Raw genomic sequence first — 21,774 nt, 5'->3', positions numbered from 1 at the left:
TTCGGAGTGCACATGACTTCTCCCCGCACCGGCGGCCAGATCCTGGTCGACCAGCTCCTCACCCACGGCGTCAAGCAGTTGTTCTGCGTGCCCGGCGAAAGCTTTCTGGCCGTGCTCGATGCGCTGCACGATGCATCCATCGACGTGACCGTGTGCCGCCAGGAAGGCGGCGCCACGATGATGGCCGAGGCGCAGGGCAAGCTCACGGGCCGGCCCGGCGTCTGCTTCGTCACGCGCGGCCCGGGCGCCACCAACGCGGCGGCCGGCGTGCACATCGCGCACCAGGATTCGACGCCGCTCCTGCTGTTCGTGGGCCAGGTGGCGCGCGAGGCGCTGGGCCGCGAAGCTTTCCAGGAGCTGGACTACGGCGCGGTGTTCGGCACCATGGCCAAGTGGGTGGTGCAGATCGATGACCCCGCCCGCGTGCCCGAGCTGGTCTCGCGCGCCTTCCATGTCGCCACCTCGGGCCGGCCCGGGCCGGTGGTGATTGCGCTGCCCGAGGACATGCTGACCGAAGCCGCCACGGTGGCCGATGCGCAGCCCTATGCGGTGGTCGAGACCCATCCGGGCGCGGCGCAGATCGCTGAGTTGCAGCAGCGCCTGTCGCAGGCCGAGCGGCCGGTCGCCATCCTGGGCGGCAGCCGCTGGTCGGAGGCCGCCACGCAGCAGTTCGCGGCTTTCGCCAAGGCGTTCTCGCTGCCGGTGTACTGCTCGTTCCGCCGCCAGATGCTGCTGTCGGCCGAGCATCCCTGCTACGCGGGCGACCTGGGCCTGGGCGCGAATCCGCGCATGCTCGAGCGCATCCGCAATGCCGATCTCGTGTTGCTGGTGGGCGGGCGCCTGTCGGAAGTGCCGTCGCAGGGCTATGAGCTGCTCGCCATCCCGAAGCCGAAGCAGGCGCTGGTGCATGTGCACGCCGATGCCGACGAGCTCGGCAAGCTCTATCGCCCGGCCCAGGGCATCCACGCCACGCCGCAGGCCTTCGCCGAGGCCGTGTCCGCGCTGCGCCCGGCCGCGCCGCCCGCCTGGCAGGCCGAGACGAAGGCCGCGCGCGAGGACTTCCTGCGCTGGAGCGATCCGGCGCTGATCCGCATTCCGGGCCCGCTGCAGATGGGCGAGGTCATGCAGCACCTGCGCGAGGTGCTGCCGGCCGACACCATCTTCTGCAACGGCGCGGGCAACTTCGCAACCTGGGTGCACCGCTTCTGGCCGTTCCGCGCGTTCGCGAGCCAGCTGGCACCCACCAGCGGATCGATGGGCTACGGCCTGCCGGCCGGCGTGGGCGCCAAGCGCCTCTGGCCGCAGCGCGAGGTGGTGGTGTTCGCGGGCGATGGCGATTTCATGATGCACGGCCAGGAGTTCGCCACCGCGGTGCAGTACGGCCTGCCGATCCTCGTGGTGCTGCTCGACAACGCCATGTACGGCACCATCCGCATGCACCAGGAAAAGCACTACCCGGGCCGCGTGAGCGCCACGCAGCTGAAGAACCCCGACTTCCGCGGCTATGCCGAGGTGTTCGGCGGCCACGGCGAGCGCGTAACCAGCACCGAGGAATTCGGCCCCGCGCTGGCGCGGGCGCGTGCCAGCGGCAAGCCCGCGATCCTGCATTGCCTGCTCGATCCCGAAGCCATCACGCCGGCCAGCACGCTGCAGTCGATCCGCAAGGCCGCTCTCGCGGCGCGCTGAAGAATCAGCCCAGCCCGTCCGCATAGCGCGGCAGCGGGTTCGGCAGGTGGCCGTCGGGCGCACGCGCCGCCAGCCGCGCGGCGCGCGCCAGCGGCTCCATGGCCTGCTCCAGCCGGGTGGCGAGCAGGTACAGGTCTTCGTCCTTGGTCTCGACCGCATGCGCGCGCGTCATGCGCACGATCTCCGCGGCGTAGTCGGCATTGGTGGCCATCCATTCGGTGTCGGTCACGCGCCCGTGCTTTCGCCTGAGCGCCACGTGCAGGCGCGCGGCCAGCGCAATGCGTTCGCTTTCGGACATGGACATGGCGGTCTCCATGGATGGATCAAGCGCTTGCGTGCACAAGTCATGCCATGTGGTTAACGGTCCGAAACACTTTGGTTTGCGAACCGCCCCCCAGAGGTAAGGCAAAGCGGGTAATTCCCAATGCACTGGGGCGGTGCACCGCCTAAAGTCTGCCCACTCGCGAACGGGCCCAGCTCGTACTGCCGAGGGTCCGAGGAGACAAATTCGGTCTACAACAAAAATTCTTCAAGGCTTCCGATCGAGAAGCCGTGCTGAACTTGAAAGGCGCCGCTGGTCGGCGTCTTTTTTTTGCCTGCCGCAACCCTCCCGTCGCGGCATTTTCTTCCGGCCGAAGAAGGCTCTCGCTCCCGCCCCGCTTCTGGTTGAAGCTCCTTTTTTGATAGCAATCCGGGTGCGACAATCCCGCCATGGAAATGCTGGTGGTGACGGGCGCCTCGCTGCTCGCGGGTTTTGTCGATTCGATCGTGGGCGGCGGAGGACTGATCCTCGTGCCGGCGCTCTTTGCCGTCTTTCCGGGCGCGCCGCCGGCCACCTTGCTGGGCACCAACAAGAGCGCGTCCATTTGGGGCACGGCGGCCGCGGCCGCCCAGTTCAGCCAGCGCGTCCAGATGCGCTGGGGCGCCCTGTGGCCGGCCGCGCTGCTCGGTTTCGTGGGCTCGATGCTGGGCGCCTGGGGCGTGACCGTGTTTCCTGGCGACTTCCTGCGCCGCGCGCTGCCCGTCGTGCTTCTGGGCGTGCTGCTCTACACGCTCGCGCGCAAGGACCTGGGCCGCAACCATGTCCCGCGCTTCAGCGGCCGGGCCGAAACGCTGGCGGCCTGCGCCATCGGGCTGTCGATCGGGTTCTACGATGGTTTCTTCGGCCCCGGCGCGGGCAGCTTCCTGGTCTTCCTGTTCGTGCGCTGGATGGGCTACGACTTCCTGAACGCCTCGGCCTCGGCCAAGATCATCAACACGCTCACCAACGCCGCGGCCCTGCTGCTGCTCGCGCTCAAGGGGCACGTCTGGTGGCACTATGGGCTGGTGATGGCGGTGGCCAACGTGGCCGGCAGCCTGCTGGGCACGCGTGTTGCGCTGAAGCACGGGGCCGGTTTCGTGCGGTTGGTGTTCATCGTCGTGGTGAGCGCGCTGATCCTGAAGACCGCCTATGACGCATTCCTGAAATAGCAAGTCCCGAAAGTCCTCCTGCATGCCGCCACCAGAGCCTGTCGAACCTCCCGCACCCGTCAGCTTCTGGCAGGCCTTCGCCTACTGGCTCAAGCTCGGCTTCATCAGCTTCGGCGGGCCGGCCGGGCAGATCGCGCTGATGCACCAGGAACTGGTCGAGCGCCGGCGCTGGATCTCGGAGAAGCGCTTCCTGCATGCGCTGAACTACTGCATGCTGCTGCCCGGGCCCGAAGCCCAGCAGCTGGCCACCTACATTGGCTGGCTCATGCACCGCACCTGGGGCGGCATCGCGGCGGGCGTGCTCTTCGTGCTGCCGTCGCTCTTCATCCTGATCGGCCTGTCGTGGGCCTACATGGCCTACGGCCACGTGCCGGCCGTGGCGGGCCTGCTCTATGGCGTGAAGCCCGCGGTGACGGCCATCGTGCTGTTCGCCGCCTGGCGCATCGGCTCCCGGGTGCTCAAGAACGCATGGCTCTGGGCCATTGCCGTGGCGGCCTTCGTGGCGATCTTCGCGCTGCGCCTGCCGTTCCCGCTGATCGTGCTGGCCGCCGGGGCCATCGGCTACTTCGGCAGCCGGTTCGCGCCGGCGTACTTTGCGGTGGGCGGCGGGCACGGCAGTGCCGCGGCATCGGCCGGGCCGGCGCTGATCGACGACCACACACCGACGCCGGTGCACGCGCTTTTCGGCTGGGGCCGTTTTGCGCGCGTGCTGGCGGTGTTTTTTGCGCTGTGGCTCGGCGCCCTTGGCGCACTCACGGCGATGTATGGGTGGAACGGCGCGCTCACGCAGATGGCGTGGTTCTTCACCAAGGCGGCGCTCTTGACCTTCGGCGGCGCGTACGCGGTGCTGCCTTATGTGTTCCAGGGCGCGGTCGACCACTACCACTGGCTCAGCGCCACGCAGATGATCGACGGCCTGGCGCTCGGGGAAACCACGCCCGGACCGCTGATCATGGTGGTGTCGTTCGTGGGCTTCGTCGGCGGCTGGGGGCAGGCGCTGTTCGGCCCGCAGGCGCTGTTCGCGGCGGGTGCGGCGGCGGCGGCGGTGGTGACCTTCTTCACCTTCCTGCCGTCGTTCCTGTTCATCCTGCTGGGCGGCCCCTTCATCGAATCGACCCACGGCAACCTGAAGTTCACCGCCCCGCTGACCGCCATCACCGCGGCCGTGGTCGGCGTGATCGTCAACCTGGCGGTCTTCTTCGCCTACCACGTGCTCTGGCCCGCGGGCCTGTCCGGGCCCTTCGAGATCCCCTCCGCCGTCATCGGCGTCCTCGCGGCCATCGCGCTCTTCCGCTTCAAGGCCGGCGTGATCCCTGTGGTGCTCGCCTCCGCGCTCGCAGGGATGGCCTGGCAACTGCTTGCGCGCTGACCGCCGCAAGCGGAGTCGAGGCCAGGAACACCGCGGAACCGGCCTTGCCGGGCCGCTGGTGTTGCCCCCTTGAGGGGGAGGCGGCTGCACGAAGTGAGCCGCTTCGGGGGTGGGCCAGGAACACCGCGGAACCGGCTTTGCCGGGCCGCTGGTGTTGCCCCCTTGAGGGGGAGGCGGCTGTACGAAGTGAGCCGCTTCGGGGGTGGGCCAGGAACACCGCGGAACCGGCTTTGCCGGGCCGCTGGTGTTGCCCCCTTGAGGGGGAGGCGGCTGCACGAAGTGAGCCGCTTCGGGGGTGGGCCAGGAACACCGCGGAACCGGCTTTGCCGGGCCGCTGGTGTTGCCCCCTTGAGGGGGGAGTCGAGCTACACGAAGTGAGCGAGGGACGGGGGTGGATTTTATTCTTCGACGAAGGCTTCTTCGCGTTTTGCCTTGATGGAAGGCAGCAGCACGATGCCGAGCAGCAGCGCCGCGGCCACCAGCAGGCCCGCCGACAGCGGCCGCGTGACGAACACGCTCCACGTGCCGCGCGACAGCAGCAGCGCGCGCCGCAGGTTCTCTTCCATCATCGGCCCGAGGATGAAGCCCAGCAGCAGCGGCGCCGGCTCGGTCTTGAGCTTCAGGAACAGGTAGCCGATGAAGCCGAAGATCGCGACCATCCACACGTCGAAGGTGTTGTTGTTGGTCGAGTACACGCCAATCGCGCAGAACAGCACGATCGCCGGGAACAGGAACTTGTAGGGCACCGTCAAGAGCTTGATCCACATGCCGATCAGCGGCAGGTTCAGCACGATCAGCATCGCGTTGCCGATCCACATCGAGGCGATCAGGCCCCAGAACAGCTCGGGGTTGCTGGTCATCACCTGCGGGCCGGGCTGGATGTTGTGGATGGTCATTGCGCCCACCATCAGCGCCATCACCGCGTTGGGCGGAATGCCCAGCGTGAGCAGCGGGATGAAGGAGGTCTGCGCGCCGGCGTTGTTGGCCGACTCGGGCGATGCCACGCCTCGGATGTTGCCCTTGCCGAAGGGCACTTCGCCGGGGCGCATCTTGATCTTCTTCTCCAGTGCGTAGGCCGCGAAGGCCGCCAGCAGCGCGCCGCCGCCGGGCAGGATGCCGAGCGCCGAGCCCAGCGCCGTGCCGCGCAGCACCGCGGGCGTCATGCGCTTGAAGTCATCCTTGGTGGGCCACAGGCCCCTGACCTTGTGCGTGAACACCTCGCGCTCGTCGTCGGGCTGCGAGAGGTTGCCGATGATTTCGCCGTAGCCGAACACGCCCATGGCAATCACCACGAAGCCGATGCCGTCTGTGAGCTCCGGAATGTCGAAGCTGAAGCGCGCCACGCCCGAATTGACGTCGGTGCCGACGATACCGAGCAGGAGGCCCAGCACGATCATCGCCACCGCCTTGAGCAGCGAGCCCGAGGCCAGCACCACCGCGCCGATCAGGCCCAGGGTCATCAGCGAGAAGTATTCGGCCGGGCCGAACTTGAACGCCAGCTCGGTCAGCGGCGGTGCGAAGGCCGCCAGGATCAGCGTGCCAACGCAGCCGGCAAAGAACGAGCCCAGGCCCGCAGCGGCCAGCGCGGGGCCCGCGCGGCCCTGCCTTGCCATCTGGTAGCCGTCGATGCAGGTGACCACCGAGGACGACTCCCCGGGCAGGTTCACCAGGATCGCGGTGGTCGAACCGCCGTACTGCGCGCCGTAGTAGATGCCGGCCAGCATGATCAGCGCCGACACGGGCGGCAGCGCGTACGTGGCGGGCAGCAGCATCGCGATGGTCGCGACCGGGCCGATGCCCGGCAGCACGCCGATCAGCGTGCCCAGGATGCAGCCGACCAGGCAGTACAGCAGGTTGGTGAAGGTGAAGGCGACGCCGAAGCCGGTCGCGAGGTTGTGGAACAGTTCCATGGCGGTGTGCTCCTCAACCCGAAATGAAAGTAGGCCAGACCTGGATCTGCAGCTTGAGCGCCCAGATGAAGGCCACGTAGCTGCCGGCCGCCAGGATGGTGGACAGCACCAGCACGTCGCGCAGCTTGAAATGCTGGCCGGCCATGCTCGAGATGATGGTGAGCGCATAGATCGCGACGATCATTCCCATGGCGGGCAGGCCGATGCTCGGCAGGCCCCCGAGCAGCACGCCGAACGCCAGGTTGGCGCCGAGCACGAAGGCCAGCGGCTTCCAGGCCCATTTGCCGATCGGGTCGCCGCCCGCGGTCTCGACCACCATCGCCTGGAACATGATGAGCGCCCCGAGCACGGCCAGCAGGATGCCCAGCATGAGCGGGAAGTAGCCGGGGCCCATGCGGGCACCGTCGCCGATGTTGTAGGTGGTGGCACCGATGGCGAAGGCGCCGCCCACGGCTGTGAACATGACTCCCGAAAAGAAGTCAGCCTGACTCTTGATACGCATTGTCTCGACCCTCTTGATTGGACGGGTGAGGGTCGTCGCCCAGGGCTGACCGTTGGCTGACCGGCCCGGTAAGGACAAATGCGTACAAGGGTTCTCCCGCGGGCCTTGCGCAAGCAGGTGCCAAGAGCAGGGCAGAAACGAAAAAAGCTCCCGAAGGAGCTTTTTCATTTGAGAGCGAGGTCTCGGGGGAAGGGCTTAGTAGCCGCCGCGACCACCGCCGCCGCCGCCGTAGCCACCGCCACCACCGCTGCGGCCACCGCCGCCGCCGCCACCGTAGCCGCCGCCGCCACCACCACCGCCGTAGCCGCCACCACCAGCGCCGCCGCCGTAGCCGCCGCCACCACCGGTACGGGGGGGACGAGCTTCCATCGGACGTGCTTCGTTCACGGTCAGGGCGCGGCCCTGGAGCGAATGGCCGTTCATGGCTTCAACGGCTGCCAGCGCTTCAGCGTCGGTGCCCATTTCCACGAAACCGAAGCCCTTGGAGCGACCGGTGTCGCGTTCCATCATGACCTTGGCGCTGACGATCGAGCCGAACTCGCCGAAAGCCTGTTCCAGGTCGTTGTCACGCACGGAGTAGGCGAGGTTGCCTACGTAGAGTTTCTTGCCCATTGAGGGACTCCTAATTCAAACCAACAAGACAAAGCGATGGAGTCCCAGAATCACAACAAACAAATGCGCTGTGGCGCGAAACTGACCGATCACCGAATTACGTGCACGGGAGCAAGCTCACAGACACGTAGGCTGGATTATCAATCCGATCTGGGAAAAGCGTGCCGAAATCCGCGCTTATTACGAAACATCACGCCCTGACGGGCGGTTTCGCAACGGTTGGAGCAGGCCGGAGAGCCCGTTGTGGTCTATTTCATGCATCAAATGGAGCAGCCGGCCAATTTCGCCCGCGGGAAAACCCTCGCGTGCGAACCAATTCAGATAATTCCCGGGCAAATCGGCAATCAGCGTGCCCTTGTGCTTGCCGAAGGGCATTTGGAGCGTGACGAGGCGCTGCAGGTCTTCGGGTTTCATTGAAATTCAGCCTCCCGCGCGCTTGACGGTGTGGCCCTGCTTCGAAAGCGCGGCAATCACCAGTTCGCGGTGGTCGCCCTGGATCTCGATGATGCCGTCCTTCACCGTGCCGCCCGAGCCGCAGGCCGTCTTGAGCTGCCTGCCCATGGCCGCGAGTGCCGCGGCGTCGAGCGCGAGGCCCTTGACCACGGTCACGCCCTTGCCTTTGCGGCCCTTGGTCTCGTGCGATACACGCACAATGCCGTCGGTGGCCGGCGCGCGCGCCTTGATTTCCCTGCAGCGGCACTGCGCCATCGGCGCGCCGCAGTCGGGGCACATGCGGCCGCCCGCCTCGGTGGAGTACACCAGCGCGCTGGCCGGATTGCTTTTCATCGTTGCCATTCGATCGATCTTTTCGTCTTCTTCACTTCTTCACTGTCTCCCGGTTCATCTCTCTGTCTGCTCACATGCCATTCGACTCACTGGGCCTGGCCCCCGCGCTCGTGCACGCTGCCGCCGAAAGCGGCTACGCCGCGCCGACCGCCATCCAGGCTGCGGCCATTCCCGCCATTCTGCAGGGCCGCGACGTGCGGGGCTCGGCGCAGACCGGTTCCGGCAAGACCGCCGCATTTTCCCTCCCGCTGCTGCAGCGGCTGGCCGCAGAACCGGCACAGGCGCCGCGGCGCGTGCGCGCGCTGGTGCTCGTGCCCACGCGCGAACTCGCGGCCCAGGTCGGCGAGACCCTGCGCAGCCTGGCGCAGCACCTGCCCGAGCGGCTCAAGATCGCGATCGCCTTCGGCGGCGTGTCGATCAACCCGCAGATGATGAGCCTGCGCGGCGGCGCCGACATCGTGGTGGCCACGCCGGGCCGGCTGCTCGACCTGGTGGAGCACAACGCGCTGAAGCTCGGCGCCGTGTCCATGCTCGTGCTGGACGAGGCCGACCGCCTGTTCGACCTCGGCTTTGCCGAGGAGCTGGGCCGCATCCTCGCGCTGCTGCCGGCGCAGCGCCAGAACCTGCTGTTCTCGGCCACTTTCCCGCCCGCCATCCAGGCGCTGGCCGACGGCATGCTGCAGGGCCCCGCGCTGATCGACGTGCAGGGCGAGCCCGGCACCGAGCCCGCCATCGTGCAGCGCGTGATCGAGGTCGACGCGAACCGCCGCACCCAGCTGCTGCGCCATCTGCTGAAGGAAAACAACTGGGACCGCGTGCTGGTCTTCGTCGCCACGCAGCATGCGGCGCAGACCGTGGCCGAGAAGCTCTACAAGAACGGCGTGTACGCGGTGCCGTTCCACGGCGACATTGCGCAGGGCACGCGCACGGGCATCCTCGCGCAGTTCAAGGAGAGCCGCTGGGACGTGGTGATTGCCACCGACCTCGCCGCGCGGGGCATCGACATTGCGCAGCTGCCCGTGGTCATCAACTACGACCTGCCGCGCTCGCCCACCGACTACATCCACCGCATCGGCCGCACGGGCCGTGCCGGCGAAAGCGGGCTTGCTATCAGCTTCGTGAGCGCGGCCACCGAGGCGCACTTCCGCCTGATCGAGAAGCGCCAGGGCCTCAGCCTGCCGCGCGAGCGCATCGAAGGCTTCGAGCCCACCGAGGCGCCCGTGCCGATGGCCGATGCCTCGGGCACCGGCGGCATCAAGGGCAAGCGGCCGAGCAAGAAGGACAAGCTGCGCGCGGCGAATGCGCTCGCCGCGGCGCGGCCGGGCGAGAGCGAGCAGAACGACTGAGCCTAGAGCCAGCCCAGCTGCCGCGCGGCCAGCTCCTTCATGATGTCCTCGGCGCCGCCGCCGATCATCATCACCTTCACTTCGCGGTAGATGCGCTCGCTCACCGTGCCGCGCATGAAGCCCATGCCGCCGAGGATCTGCACCGACTGGTCGGCGCAGAACTGCATGGTTTGCGTGGCGTGGTTCTTGAGCATGCAGACCTCGGCGACCCACTCCGGCGCATTGACGTGGCCCGCCGCCTCGAGCACATCGCCTTCGGCCGACACCGCTTCGAGCCAGGCTTCGGTGGACGCGATGCGCATCCGCATGTCCACCAGCTTGTGGCGCACCGCCTGGTGCTCGATCAGCGCGGCGCCGAAGGTCCTGCGCCCCTGCGACCAGGCCAGCGCCTCGTCGAGGCAGGCCTGCGCGAAGCCGAGCGCGCCGGCCGCCAGGCCGATGCGCTCGCCGTTGAAGTTGCCCATGACCATGCGGAAACCCGCGCCCTCTTCGCCGAGCAGGTAGCGCGCGGGCACGCGCACGTTGTCGAAGTGCAGCTGCGCGGTGTCGGAGCACCACCAGCCCATCTTGGCGAGCCGCGTGCGCCTGAGGCCGGTCGCATCGCCCGGCACCAGCAGCATCGAGAGGCCGCGCGCGCCGCGCTCTTCGCCGGTGCGCACCGCCAGCGTGATCCAGTCGGCGCGCATGCCCGAGGTGATGAAGGTCTTCTCGCCGTTCACCACATAGTGCTCGCCGTCGCGCCGCGCGGTGGTGCGCAGCGCCGCCACGTCGGAACCGCCGCCCGGCTCGGTGATCGCGAGCGCGGAGATCTTCTCGCCGCGCAGCACGGGCGGAACGACCTCGGCGTGCACTGCGTCGCTCGCATGCAGCACCACGGGCGGCAGGCCGATGTTGTGCGAGAACAGGCTCGCGAGCACGCCGCCGCTCCTGCCGTGGCGCGCGAGCGCAATCCACGCCGGCAGCTTCAGCGCATAGGAGGCCGGCGTGCCGCCCAGTGCCTCGGGATAGCCGAGGCCGAGCAGCCCCAGCTGCGCGGCGCGCGTGTAGAGCGCACGCGGGAATTCGCCCGCGTCGTCCCAGGCCTCGACATGCGGCGCGATCTCGTTTTCGGCAAAGCGCCGCACCGTGTCGGCGAGCGCCGCGCGGTCGGCCCGAAGTTCGGCGTCCATGCGCTTCAGCCGCGCGGCGGCCGCTTGGCGATGCCCATGGTCTTGGCGAGGATGCCCAGCATCACTTCGTCCGCACCGCCGCCGATCGATCCCAGGCGGCCATCGCGATAAAGACGCGAGACGCGGTTCTCGAGCGTAAAGCCCATGCCGCCCCAGAACTGCAGGCAGGTGTCGGCCACCTGCCGCGTAAGGCGGCCGGTCTTGAGCTTGGCCATCGAGGCCAGTTCGAGCACGTCCTGGCCCTGCACGTGCAGGTCGCAGGCGCGGTAGGCAAGAGCGCGCAGCGCTTCCACCTCGGTCTTGAGTTCGGCCAGCTTGAACTGCACCCACTGCTGGTCGGCCAGCGTGGCGCCGAACATCTGGCGCTGCTGCGCCCATTCGATGGTCTGCGCGATGCAGTCCTCCATCGGTTCGAGCGAGCTCGCGGCGGCCCACAGGCGTTCTTCCTGGAACTGCTGCATCTGGTAGGCGAAGCCCTGGCCCTCCTCGCCGATGCGATAGCGCTGCGGCACGCGCACGCTGTCGAAATGGATCAGGCCGGTGTCGCTCGAATGCATGCCGATCTTGCGGATTTTCTTCGCCTTCTCGATGCCGGGGCTGTCCATCGGCACCATCACGAGCGACTTGTTGCGGTGCACCGGGCCATCGCTGGTGTTGACCAGCATGCACATCCAGTCGGCCTGCAGGCTGTTGGTGATCCACATCTTCTGGCCGCTGATGAGGTAGTCGCCGCCGTCCTTGCGCGCATGGCTCCTGAGGCCCGCCACGTCGCTGCCCGCGCCGGGCTCGCTCACGCCGATGCAGCCGACCGTGTCGCCCGCGATGGCGGGCGCCAGGAACTCGCGGCGCAGCTCGTCGCTGCCGAAGCGAGCGAGCGCGGGCGTGCACATGTCGGTCTGCACGCCAATCGCCATCGGCACGCCGCCGCAACTCACATGGCCGAGCGCCTCGGCCATGGCCATCGCATACGAATAGTCGAGCCCGGCGCCGCCGAAGGCTTCGGGCTTGTTGAGGCCCAGCATGCCCAGCTTGCCGAGCTTCCTGAAGACCTCGTGCGCGGGAAAGATCTCGGCCTCTTCCCACTCGTCCACATGCGGGTTGATTTCGTCGTCGATGAAGCGACGCAGCGTCTTCTGGATCTCGAGGTGCTCGTGGGTGTACTGCATGCGGTTGTCTCCAATCAGTCGTTCGCCTCGCCGCCGTCCCGGAACACGCGCGGCGTCTCTGCCAGGTGAAAGCCGCCGAAGGGCCGCACCGCCGCGCGCTGCCGAACCTGCGCATCGGGCAGCGCCATCGGCCAGCCCATGCGCACCTGTGGCCGCGCGCCGTCCACGCGCAGCACGCTGCCGCTGATGAAGCTCGCCGCCGGGCTCAGCAGGAAGGCGATGGCGGCGGAGGTCTCGGCCTCGTTGCCGAAGCGGCCCGCGGGCACGGTGTCGCGCATGGCGCGCAGCATCTTGCCGGCCTCGGGCGGGTAGTGGTCCATGCCGCTCGATGCGATGTAGCCCGGCGCCACGGCGTTCACGCGCACGCCGCTCGCGGCCCATTCGAGTGCAGCGGTCTCGGTGAAGCTCACCATGCCCGCGCGCGCGGCGCCGCTGTGGCCCATCTGGGGCATCGAGCCCCACATGTCGGCCACGATGTTGACGATGGCGCCGCCATGCGCCTGCATGCTCTGCAGGAAGCATTCGCGCGCGACCAGGAAGCCGCCCGTGAGGTTGGTGTGGATCACCGCCTCCCAGCCCTTGGCCGAGATGGCCGCGAGCGGCGTGAGGTACTGGCCGCCCGCGTTGTTGACGAGGCCGTCGATGCGGCCGTGCGCTGCAACGATCTCGGCGACGGCGGTGCGCACCGCTTCTTCCTGCCGGATGTCGAAGGCCTGTGTGCTGGCCTTGCCACCCGCATCCGCGATTTCGGCCTGCACCTGCTGCAGCTTGTCGGCCTTGCGGCCGGCCAGCACCACCTGCGCGCCGAGCGATGCAAGCTCGTGCGCCGTGCAGCGGCCGATGCCCGAGCCGCCGCCCGTGACGAGGATCACCTGTCCGGCGAACAGGTCGGGCGAGAACACGGAGCGGTAGCGAGAAGGAGCGTTCATGGTGGAGGCTTCCGCAAAGGCTGGCAAGGTGCAGCGTGCGCCGTCATGCGTCGGCAATCTCGGCCACCACATGGCGCGCGGCCACCTGCGCGCCCACCGCCACATGCAACGCGGCGACACGGCCGGCGCGCGGCGCACAGTGCACATGTTCCATCTTCATCGCCTCGAGCGTGGCGATCGGCTGGCCGGCGGCGACGGCCTCGCCTTCGGCCACCAGCAGCGCGATGACGCGGCCGTTCATCGAGGCGCGCAGCAGGCCGTCGCCGCCGGCGGCTTCGGCGCGCGGCACTGCGGCATGCGTGAGGTCCTGGAGGTCGAAGGCCCGGCCATGGAAATGGAGCCACAGGCGCAGCGCAGATTCGCGCACCGCCAGGGCCTGTTCCGAGACGCCCTCGCACGAGAAGCGCAAGGCGCCATTGCCGGGCAGCGAAAGCAGCTCGATCCGCGTCGGCGCTGCCGCATCGAGCGCGACGTCGAAACGGCCCGCGCCCCGAGGCGTCACGCGGGCGGCATGCACCTGGCCGTCGAGCGAAAAGCGCAGCGCGTTGGGCAGTGTGTGCGCGAGCGGCGAGGGCCATCCGCGTTCGCCGAGCTGGAGCAGCAGCGCCGCGAGCCATGCGGCGCGGCGCTCCATGGCGGCGTCGGGTGCCAGCAATGCGTCGGCGTGTTCGGCAATGAACGCCGTCGTCGCCGAACCGCCGGCAAACACCGGATGCGTCAGCGCGCGCTGAAGGAACTGCTGGTTGGTCGCAAGGCCCAGGGCCACCGTGTCCTGCAGCCCCGCGACCAGCCGGCGGCTGGCTTCTTCGCGCGTGCGGCCATGGGCCGCGAGCTTGGCGATCATCGAATCGTAGAAGGGCGGCACCGCGGCGCCGTCCCGCAGCGCGTGCTCGACGCGCAATGCCGGCGAAGGCCGCCATGCGGCGAGCGTGCCGCTCTGCGGCATGAAGCCCTGCCGCGGATCTTCGGCACACAGCCGCACTTCGATGGCATGGCCGCTCAGGCGCACGTCCTGCTGTGCAAGAGGCAGCGGCTCGCCCGCCGCGACGCGCAGCTGCAGCTCGACCAGGTCGAGCCCCGTCACGGCCTCGGTCACCGGATGCTCCACCTGCAGCCGCGTGTTCATCTCCATGAACCAGTACTGCCCGCCGGCATCGAGCAGGAATTCGAGCGTGCCCGCACCTTCGTAGCCGATGGCTTTCGTCGCCGCCACGGCCGTAGCACCCATGCGTTCGCGCAAGGCCTCGGACACCGCGGGCGAAGGCGATTCCTCGATCAGCTTCTGATGCCGGCGCTGCACCGAACAGTCGCGCTCGCCCAGGTGGATGGCGTTGCCGTGCCGGTCGGCGAACACCTGGATCTCGATATGGCGCGGCGCGGCGATGGCGCGCTCCAGGATCACGGTCGCATCGCCGAAGGCATGGAGCGCCTCGGACTGCGCGCTCTGCAGCAGCTCGGCAAAGACCTCGGCCGAAGGCGCGAGCCGCATGCCCCGCCCGCCGCCGCCGGCCGTGGCCTTGATCATCACGGGCCAGCCGATGCGCGCGGCTTCGGCTGCGAGCGTGGCCGTGCGCTGGTCTTCGCCCTGGTAGCCGGGGATGCACGGCACGCCGGCAGCCTGCATCAACCGCTTCGCCGCGGCCTTGTCGCCCATGGCGCGGATGGCTTCGGGCGAGGGGCCGATGAAGACGAGGCCCGCATCGCGGCAGGCTTGTGCGAAGTCCGCGTTCTCGGCGAGGAAGCCGTAGCCCGGATGGACCGCTTGCGCGCCGCTCGAACGCGCGGCTTCGACGATCGCGGCGATGTCCAGGTAGCTCTGCGCGGGCAGCGGCTCGCCGATGCACGCGGACTGGTCGGCCTGGCGCACGTGCTCCGCATCGGCATCGGCGCTCGAATACACGGCGACCGTGCGACAGCCCATGGCGCGCGCCGTGCGCATCACGCGCAGCGCGATCTCGCCGCGGTTGGCTACGAGGATCTTGTGGAAGCTCATGGCCGCGCCACCGAGAACTGCATGGCCTGCAGCTCGCGCGCATCGGCATCGCGGCACACCGACAGCACTTCGGCCAGCACCGCGCGCGTGTCGCGCGGATCGATTACGCCGTCGTCGAGCAGCAGCGCGCTGGTGGTGAAGACGCTGGTCTGCCGCTCGAAGCGCTCGAGGATCTGCCGGCGCATGGCGTCGATCTTCGCGTGATCGACCGCGTCCTTGCCGCCGTTCTTTCGCGCCATGCCCGCCTCCATCACGATGGCCATGGTCTGCGCCGCCTGTTCGCCGCCCATCACCGCGGTGCGCGCGTTGGGCCACGAGAAGCAGAAGCGCGGCGCGAAGCCGCGGCCGCACATGCCGTAGTTGCCCGCGCCGTACGAAGCGCCGCAATGCAGCGTGACCTGCGGTACGGTGGCGCTGGTCACGGCCTGGATCATCTTGGCGCCGTGCTTGATGATGCCGGCCTCCTCGTGTGCGCGGCCCACCATGTAGCCGGTGATGTTCTGCAAATACACGATGGGCGTGCGCGACTGGCAGCAGGCCTGGATGAAGTGCGTGGCCTTGGTGGCGCCGTCGGAGTCGATCGGACCGTTGTTGCTGACGATGCCCACCGCGCGGCCTTCGAGCCGCATGTGGCCGCACAGCGTGGCGCTGCCGTAGTGCGCGCTGAATTCGAGGAACTCGGAGCCGTCGGCAATGCGCGCGATCACCTCGCGCATGTCCACCGGCCGCCGGCCGTCGCTCGGCATGATGCCCAGCAGTTCCTCCGCCGCGTAGAGCGGCGGCGCGAACTTGCGCGGCGCCTCGTCGCGCGCCCAGTCGATGCCGCCGAGGATCGCGCGCGCGATGCGGATGGCGTCGCGGTCGTCCTCGGCCAGGTAGTCGCCCAGCCCCGAGACGTGCGTGTGCATCACGGCGCCGCCCAGTTCTTCTTCGGTGGCGATTTCGCCGGTGGCGGCCTTGAGCAGCGGCGGGCCGGCCAGGAAGGCGCGCGTGCGGTCACGCACCATCACGATGTAGTCCGAAAGGCCCGTCTGGTAGGCGCCGCCCGCGGTCGAGGAGCCGTGCGTCACCGTCACCACCGGCAGGCCCGCGGCGGAGAGCCGCGCCAGGTTGCGGAAGATGCCGCCGCCGCGCACGAAGTCCTGCACCCGGTACTGCATGAGATTGGCGCCCGCGCTTTCCACCAGCTGCACGTAGGGCAGCTTGTTTTCCAGCGCGATCTCCTGCACGCGCAGCTGCTTGTCGAGGCCCATGGGCTGCAGCGCGCCGGCGTCGATGCCCGAGTCGGAGGCGCTGACCATGCAGCGCACGCCCGCGACCCGGCCGATGCCCGCGATCACGCCGCCGCCGGGCACGCTCCGGTCGAGGTCTTCGCTGTCGTGCCCCAGCCCCGCGAGCGAGGCCAGCGGCAGGAAGGGCGCGCCGGTGTCCAGCAGCAGGGCGAGCCGTTCGCGCGGCAGCAACTGGCCGCGCCTGGCAAAGCGCTCGGCCGAGGCGTTCGATGCCGCTGCCGCGCGGGCCTCGTGGGCGCGCACCTGCCCGAGCAATGCCAGCATGCCGGCGCGATGGGCCTGGAAGGATTCGCTGGCCGCGTTCAGCCGGGATTCGATGGCGGGCATGGAAGAGTCAGTGCAGATCGCTTTCGCTCTGCACCGACTCTAGGGCGCTGATGCGCGCCCGGCTTGCGCCAATTAGCTGGTGCGGGCCCGCCGCGGCGCAGCGGGTGCGTCCATGCTGGTGCCCGTGATCACCCAGTAGATGAAGATCAGCACCGCGCCGGCCGTGCCGAACACCGACAGGCCCATGTAGTTGCCGCCGATGGCCAGCGCGTCGGTGGGCGCGGCCGCGATGCAGATCATGCTGGCCGCGCTCATGCCCACGTAGTGCATGGTGCAGACGGCCACGCCCATCACGGCCGCCGCCGCAATCTGGTGGCTCAGCCGGCGCAGGTTGAAGGCCAGCCACAGGGCCGCGCCGGCGGCGGTGATGGCAATGGCCACCGACAGCGCCACGATGGTGGGGTCGAAATCCATCGAGGCGCGCATGTTCATCGCGAACATGCCCATGTAGTGCATCACGCACACGCCCAGCCCCGCGAGCAGGCTTCCGGCCAGCCAGCCGGCCCGGCTGAACTTGCGCCGCCCGCCCGCCATGTACAGCGCAATGCCCGAGATCAGGATGGCCGCCACCAGCGAGACGACCGTGAGCGGCACGTTGTACGAAATGCCCACCGGCAGGCGGTACGCCAGCATGCCGATGAAATGCATCGACCAGATGCCGATGCCGCCCAGCGCCACCGCGGCGCAGGCGACGACCGCGAGGTTGGGTTTGCCGTCGGCGCCGACCATGCGCCCCGCGCAGATCAGCGCCACCAGGGAGCCCGCGAACGAGATGAGGAACGAGAGCGCCACCAGCCCCAGCGAATACTCGGGCGACAGCAACTGGCCTACAACGAGGGGAGTCATGTCTTTCTTCTCCTTAAAAGGAACGACTCGCCGCCGCAGGCCGGCCGGCCAAAGATGTAACGAGACGTCCGCTCAGAAGTTTGTAATAGTTGTTTTCAAAAGTAAACCCGATTTCATGGGATTTACTCCCATTTTGTTGCTGTCAGTTTTTCGGACGAATGCGGTAGATCGCATTGTTGCGGTCGGCCGCCATATAGATGGTCCCGTCGCTGCCGACTGCGACCCCGGTGACCACGTAAGGCGGCGGCAGGCCCGGTCCCGCGGCCAGCCCGATCGGCAGGTTTTCCGCGACGGTGCGGCGCGAGCCGTCGGCCGGAGCTATCTCCACCAGCCGGCGCGCCGCGCTCTCGGCCACGATGAAGCTGCCCCAGGGCGTCTCGGCCACGCCTTCGGGCAATGCCAGGCCTTCGGCAATCGCACGCAGCGGGGCGCTGGCATCGAGCGGAATGCGGGTCAGCTTGCCCGCGGCCTCGGTGACGTAGAGCGCGCCGTCCCGACCGACGATCATCTGCACCGGGCCGCCCAGTCCGCTGGCGAGCACTTGCTTCTCGGCAAAACGAGGGCCGCTCGCGCGGGTGATGCTGCCGGTGGCGATCTCGGCATAGATCACGCTGCCGTCGGCCATGGGAATGGCGTCGAACGGCGCCTTCAGCCCGTGGATGGTTTCGACGGTCCGCAGCGTCTGGCGGTCCACCAGCTGCACGGTGCCCGTGAACCACGAGGTCAGCGCGAAGCGCGTGCCCGACAGGCCGATGGCGAACGGATAGTCGAGCTCCGGATCGCGCTGCATGCGGAACACGTCGCGCACCTCGCCCGTGCGCACGTCCACCTGCCGGAAGCCGAACACATCGGCCACCCAGAGCGTGCGGCCCTCGATCTTGAGCCCCGCCGGCGCGGCGAGCTTGCCGCTGGTGAGCGTGCGCAGCACCCCGGTGGCGGGGTCGAAGGCCTGCACTTCGTTGTTGGCCATGTTCGACACGTAGATCGTGCCGTCGGGGGCGATGGCCAGATTGTCGATCGACGGACGCAATTGCCTGGCGACGGTCTTGCGGCCCGTGGCAAGGTCCACCTTGACCAGCTCGCCGCTGCGCGCATCGACCACCCAGAGATTGCCCTTGCCGTCGAGGTTGGCGGCCGCGGGAATCTTGAAACCGCCGGCGATCACGGTCATGTTGCCGTTGACAGGATCGATCTTCACCACCTGGCCCTTGAACCACAGCGGCCCGTAGAGCATGCCGTCGGGCCCGACCTCGAAGCCGTTGAAGCCGCCCATGTCCTTCTTGATGAGCCGCGGCGGCTTCTGGCCCGTGCGGTCGATCTCCCAGAGCGCGTCGCCCAGGAACACCTGCGAGGCGTAGAGCTTGCCGCTGCTGCGGTCGAAGTCCAGCGAGTTGAGGCCGGGCAGGCCCTTGGCGAGCACGCGCATCGGCGCGCCGTCGCTTTCGCGGTAGCGCAGCATGCCCATGAGGTAGTTGGTCCATGCCAGCTCGCCCCTGGGGCCGACCGCGATGTCGTCGGCCTGGCCCTCGGGCGCATCGACCAGGACCTTGGCCGCGCCGGTGCCGCGGTCGACCTCCCACAGCGTGTTGCCGAGCACCGAGCCCGCGAGCAGGCGTCCCTTCTGGTCGAGGGCCAGGCCGTGCACGCCCGCGAACGAGGACGGCGCGACCAGCACTTCGGGCTCCGACCACGCGGCGGGGCGGGTGGGCGGTGGCGACGGCGGCGCGATGCCGGCGCAGGCGGCCAGCAGGGCGAGGATGGCGATGAGCACGGCGGCGCGGAGGGGGCGGCGGGGCATGTCTTCTCTCCTTCTTGTGGATGCATCTTGTCTTGCGATGTGCAGGCAGTCTAGAAGCAGGCACGGGGGGCCGGGCAGTCGCTCCCGGGACATGCGGCCTTTGGTCCGCGCCAGCTCAACCGCGCAGAAGCTGCGTCGCCGTGTGGATCGAAAGCCCCACCAGCCCGCCCACCAGCGTGCCGTTGATGCGGATGAACTGCAGGTCGCGCCCGATGTGGCGCTCCAGTTCGTTGGTCATCTCGCTGGCGTTCCATTCCCCGACGCGCTCCTCGATGTAGCGGCGGATGTCCTCGCGGTAGCGCTCGATGGCCAGCGGCGCGGCCGCCTCGATCTGCTCGTTGATCCAGCGGCGGATCGCCTCGTCGGCCTGCAGCCGCGTGCCGAGCGCGCCCGCCATCGATGCGATGCGTTGGCCAATGGTGGAGTCGCCCCGGCCGAGGTCGTCATGCAGCCAGGCCAGCAGCTCGCCCCAGATGCCGTGCAGGTAGTCGCCGAGCGCGGGGTGCGCCATCAGTTCGGCGCGGATCTGTTCGCCCCGCTGCTGGAACTCGGGGTCGAGCTTGAGCCGCACCACGAAGTCGTCGACGAAGTGGTCGAAGCGCCGTCGCATCGGATGCTCCGGCTCGGCCGCGAGTTCGGCGATGGTGCGCGCCACGGCCGCCACGATCTTGCGCGTGGCGAGCTTGGCCGCCACCTGATCCAGGCCCACGTAGCGCAGCGTTTTTATCTCGCGTGCAATGGCTTCGGTGATGTGTGCCTGCACCTCCTCGCCTTCGAGCAGGCCGGCCACCTGCTGCAGCACGTCGTCCAGCAGCGCCTGGTGGCGCCCGCCGGCCGTGAGCGCATCGAGCGCCTGGCCGGTGAGGCGGGAGAGGTCGATCTTCTGGAGGCCCGCCGCGGCGGCACGGCCCATGAAGGCGCGCACGCGCTCGTCGTCGAATGCAGAAAGCCCGTAGCGGGTGGCCGCCACGCCCCATTCGCCGAGCTTCTGGCCGCTCGCGGGCCGCGCCAGCCAGTCGGCAATGCGCCCGGCCGCGTCGAACTCGCGCAGCTTGGCGAGCACCTGTTCGGTGCCGAGGAAGTTGTTGCAGATGAAGCCGGCCAGCTTGGCGCCGATGCGGTCCTTGTTGCTCGGGATGATCGCGGTGTGCGGGATCGGCAGACCCAGCGGATGGCGGAACAGCGCCACCACCGCGAACCAGTCGGCAATGGCGCCGACCATCGCGGCTTCGGCAAAGGCGGCCACGTAGCCCCAGACCGGATGCTCGCCGTGCAGCGCGCTGGCCAGCGCATAGAGCAGCGCCGCCGCGCACAGCAGGCCGAGCGCGACGCGCTTCATGCGCTGCAGCGCGCCGCTGTCGTGGTTGTCCTCAGCCAATGGTGGGCGTGGCGGCAAGGCGTTCCATGAACAGCTCGCAGCGCGCCAGCTGCTCCAGGCTCACGAACTCGTCGGGCTGGTGCGCCTGCTCGATGCTGCCCGGGCCGCACACCACGGTGGGGATGCCGGCGTTCTTGAACAGGCCCGCTTCGGTGCCGAAAGCCACCAGTGTGGTGCGCTCCTCGCCCGCAAGGCGCTGGGCCAGCTGCGTGACCGGATCGCCGGCCGCGCCCAGGAAGCTCGGAATCTCGCAGATGGTCTCGAACCTGAAGCCCGCATCGGGCGCCACCTTCTTCATCGACGCCTCGAGGCTGCCGGCATAGGAGACGACCTCGTCTTGCATCTTTTGGGCGTCGGCGGTCGGCAGGTCGCGGAATTCGTAGCGGAACTCGGCGTCGCGCGGCACCACGTTGTCGGCGATGCCGCCATGGAACTGGCCCACGCTCGCGGTGCTGAAGGGCACGTCGAAGCCTTCGTAGCGCGGTTCGCTGCGCTCGAAGCCTTCGGCCATGTCGCGCACCTTGCCGACCACGCGCGCGGCCATCTCGATGGCATTGACCGACTGCGGCGTGAGCGACGAATGCGCCTCCTTGCCGCGCACGCAGCAGCGGTAGCGGTACACGCCCTTGTGGGCGATGGCCGGCACCATGCTGGTGGGCTCGCCCACGATGCAGGCGAGGGGCCTGATGCCGGCGTCGCGCATGTCGGCGATGAGTTCCTTCACGCCGAAGCAGCCGATCTCTTCTTCGTAGCTGAAGGCAAAGTGCACCGCGAAGGGCGAGTCGCTTTCGAGGAAGCGCCTGGCATTGGACAGCGCGATGGCGATGAAGCTCTTCATGTCGGCCGAGCCGCGCCCGTAGAGGCGCTCGTTCTGCACGGTGGCGGAGAGCGGGTCGACGCTCCAGTCCTGCCCGTCCCACGGCACCGTGTCGGTGTGGCCCGAGATGATCACGCCGGCCGGCTTGCCCTCGCCGAGGGTGGCGAACAGGTTGGCCTTGGTGCGCTCGGCGTTGTAGGTGATGCGGCTCTTCACGCCCAGCGCGGCCAGGTGGCTCTGCGCGAGGTCGATCAGCTGGAGGTTGCTGTTTGCGCTGACGGTGTTCATGCGCACCAGCGTCTGGGCCAGTGCGAGGCTTTGGGGGGAAAGCGTATGGGGCATGCAACACATTGTCCAAGAAGTCGGTGCCGACCGCCG

Annotated in this window: 19 protein-coding genes; 4 read left to right on the top strand and 15 right to left on the bottom strand. The window is 68.7% G+C overall.

Annotated features, from left to right (window positions below; all coding sequences use genetic code 11):
• Positions 1-12: 12 nt before the first annotated feature.
• A complete protein-coding gene (locus L1081_RS18595) occupies positions 13-1,686 on the top strand; it encodes a thiamine pyrophosphate-dependent enzyme (protein ID WP_489413497.1) in 1,674 nt (557 codons plus the stop codon).
• A 4-nt stretch (positions 1,687-1,690) separates the two neighbouring features.
• Here L1081_RS18595 and L1081_RS18590 read toward each other — a convergent pair whose 3' ends face one another.
• Positions 1,691-1,990 carry a hypothetical protein gene (locus tag L1081_RS18590; RefSeq protein WP_489413496.1) on the bottom strand — a complete coding sequence of 100 codons (300 nt, stop codon included), beginning with the start codon at positions 1,988-1,990 and terminating at the stop codon, positions 1,691-1,693.
• A 407-nt stretch (positions 1,991-2,397) separates the two neighbouring features.
• On the opposite strand from L1081_RS18590, the gene L1081_RS18585 reads away from it, so the two are divergent.
• Positions 2,398-3,156, top strand: a complete 759-nt coding sequence (locus tag L1081_RS18585) for a TSUP family transporter (RefSeq protein WP_489413495.1) — start codon at positions 2,398-2,400, stop codon at positions 3,154-3,156.
• A gap of 22 nt (positions 3,157-3,178) precedes the next feature.
• On the top strand, positions 3,179-4,525 hold the full coding sequence (gene chrA / locus L1081_RS18580) for a chromate efflux transporter (protein WP_489413494.1): 1,347 nt from the start codon (positions 3,179-3,181) through the stop codon (positions 4,523-4,525).
• A gap of 398 nt (positions 4,526-4,923) precedes the next feature.
• Here chrA and L1081_RS18575 read toward each other — a convergent pair whose 3' ends face one another.
• The 5 genes from L1081_RS18575 to L1081_RS18555 all read right to left on the bottom strand — a co-directional run bounded on the left by L1081_RS18575 (position 4,924) and on the right by L1081_RS18555 (position 8,344).
• A complete protein-coding gene (locus L1081_RS18575; RefSeq protein ID WP_319428768.1) occupies positions 4,924-6,435 on the bottom strand; it encodes a tripartite tricarboxylate transporter permease in 1,512 nt (503 codons plus the stop codon).
• A gap of 13 nt (positions 6,436-6,448) precedes the next feature.
• Positions 6,449-6,937 (bottom strand): tripartite tricarboxylate transporter TctB family protein, encoded by a 489-nt coding sequence (locus L1081_RS18570; protein ID WP_124958416.1) that lies wholly within the window; start codon positions 6,935-6,937, stop codon positions 6,449-6,451.
• A gap of 195 nt (positions 6,938-7,132) precedes the next feature.
• Positions 7,133-7,549: an RNA-binding regulator gene (gene rbp, locus L1081_RS18565; RefSeq protein WP_319428772.1), complete on the bottom strand. Its 417-nt coding sequence runs from the start codon at positions 7,547-7,549 to the stop codon at positions 7,133-7,135.
• A 180-nt stretch (positions 7,550-7,729) separates the two neighbouring features.
• A complete protein-coding gene (locus L1081_RS18560) occupies positions 7,730-7,963 on the bottom strand; it encodes a putative quorum-sensing-regulated virulence factor (protein WP_489413493.1) in 234 nt (77 codons plus the stop codon).
• 6 nt (positions 7,964-7,969) lie between these two features.
• Positions 7,970-8,344 (bottom strand): translation initiation factor Sui1, encoded by a 375-nt coding sequence (locus L1081_RS18555; RefSeq protein WP_489413492.1) that lies wholly within the window; start codon positions 8,342-8,344, stop codon positions 7,970-7,972.
• Between the two features lie 65 nt (positions 8,345-8,409).
• On the opposite strand from L1081_RS18555, the gene L1081_RS18550 reads away from it, so the two are divergent.
• Positions 8,410-9,681 carry a DEAD/DEAH box helicase gene (locus tag L1081_RS18550; RefSeq protein WP_489413491.1) on the top strand — a complete coding sequence of 424 codons (1,272 nt, stop codon included), beginning with the start codon at positions 8,410-8,412 and terminating at the stop codon, positions 9,679-9,681.
• 2 nt (positions 9,682-9,683) lie between these two features.
• On the opposite strand, the gene L1081_RS18545 is transcribed toward L1081_RS18550, so the two are convergent.
• The 9 genes from L1081_RS18545 to argE form a co-directional block, all read right to left on the bottom strand.
• A complete protein-coding gene (locus L1081_RS18545; protein WP_489413490.1) occupies positions 9,684-10,850 on the bottom strand; it encodes an acyl-CoA dehydrogenase family protein in 1,167 nt (388 codons plus the stop codon).
• A 5-nt stretch (positions 10,851-10,855) separates the two neighbouring features.
• Entirely contained in the window at positions 10,856-12,016 is a 1,161-nt protein-coding gene (locus tag L1081_RS18540; RefSeq protein WP_489413489.1) for an acyl-CoA dehydrogenase family protein, read from the bottom strand.
• Positions 12,017-12,030: 14 nt separating this feature from the next.
• Positions 12,031-12,945, bottom strand: a complete 915-nt coding sequence (locus L1081_RS18535; RefSeq protein WP_489413488.1) for an SDR family oxidoreductase — start codon at positions 12,943-12,945, stop codon at positions 12,031-12,033.
• 43 nt (positions 12,946-12,988) lie between these two features.
• Positions 12,989-14,938 carry an acetyl-CoA carboxylase biotin carboxylase subunit gene (locus tag L1081_RS18530; protein WP_489413487.1) on the bottom strand — a complete coding sequence of 650 codons (1,950 nt, stop codon included), beginning with the start codon at positions 14,936-14,938 and terminating at the stop codon, positions 12,989-12,991.
• On the bottom strand, positions 14,935-16,557 hold the full coding sequence (locus L1081_RS18525; protein ID WP_489413486.1) for a carboxyl transferase domain-containing protein: 1,623 nt from the start codon (positions 16,555-16,557) through the stop codon (positions 14,935-14,937). Before L1081_RS18525 ends, L1081_RS18530 begins: the two co-directional genes overlap by 4 nt.
• 72 nt (positions 16,558-16,629) lie before the next feature.
• On the bottom strand, positions 16,630-17,403 hold the full coding sequence (locus tag L1081_RS18520) for an MHYT domain-containing protein (RefSeq protein ID WP_489413485.1): 774 nt from the start codon (positions 17,401-17,403) through the stop codon (positions 16,630-16,632).
• A gap of 142 nt (positions 17,404-17,545) precedes the next feature.
• Positions 17,546-19,201, bottom strand: a complete 1,656-nt coding sequence (locus L1081_RS18515) for a Vgb family protein (RefSeq protein ID WP_489413484.1) — start codon at positions 19,199-19,201, stop codon at positions 17,546-17,548.
• A 115-nt stretch (positions 19,202-19,316) separates the two neighbouring features.
• Positions 19,317-20,579, bottom strand: coding sequence for a DUF445 family protein (locus L1081_RS18510; protein WP_489413483.1), 1,263 nt, complete (start codon positions 20,577-20,579; stop codon positions 19,317-19,319).
• Complete coding sequence (gene argE, locus L1081_RS18505; RefSeq protein WP_489413482.1) at positions 20,572-21,738, bottom strand: acetylornithine deacetylase; 1,167 nt, start codon at positions 21,736-21,738, stop codon at positions 20,572-20,574. The genes L1081_RS18510 and argE overlap by 8 nt, the downstream gene beginning before the upstream one ends.
• Positions 21,739-21,774 lie beyond the last annotated feature (36 nt).

It is taken from the genome of Variovorax sp. MSC1_012 (assembly GCF_023667525.1).
Lineage (GTDB): Bacteria > Pseudomonadota > Gammaproteobacteria > Burkholderiales > Burkholderiaceae_C > Variovorax > Variovorax beijingensis_B.
Note: the sequence above shows the minus strand (reverse complement) of the source record. Positions and strands in the feature narration are given on the sequence as shown.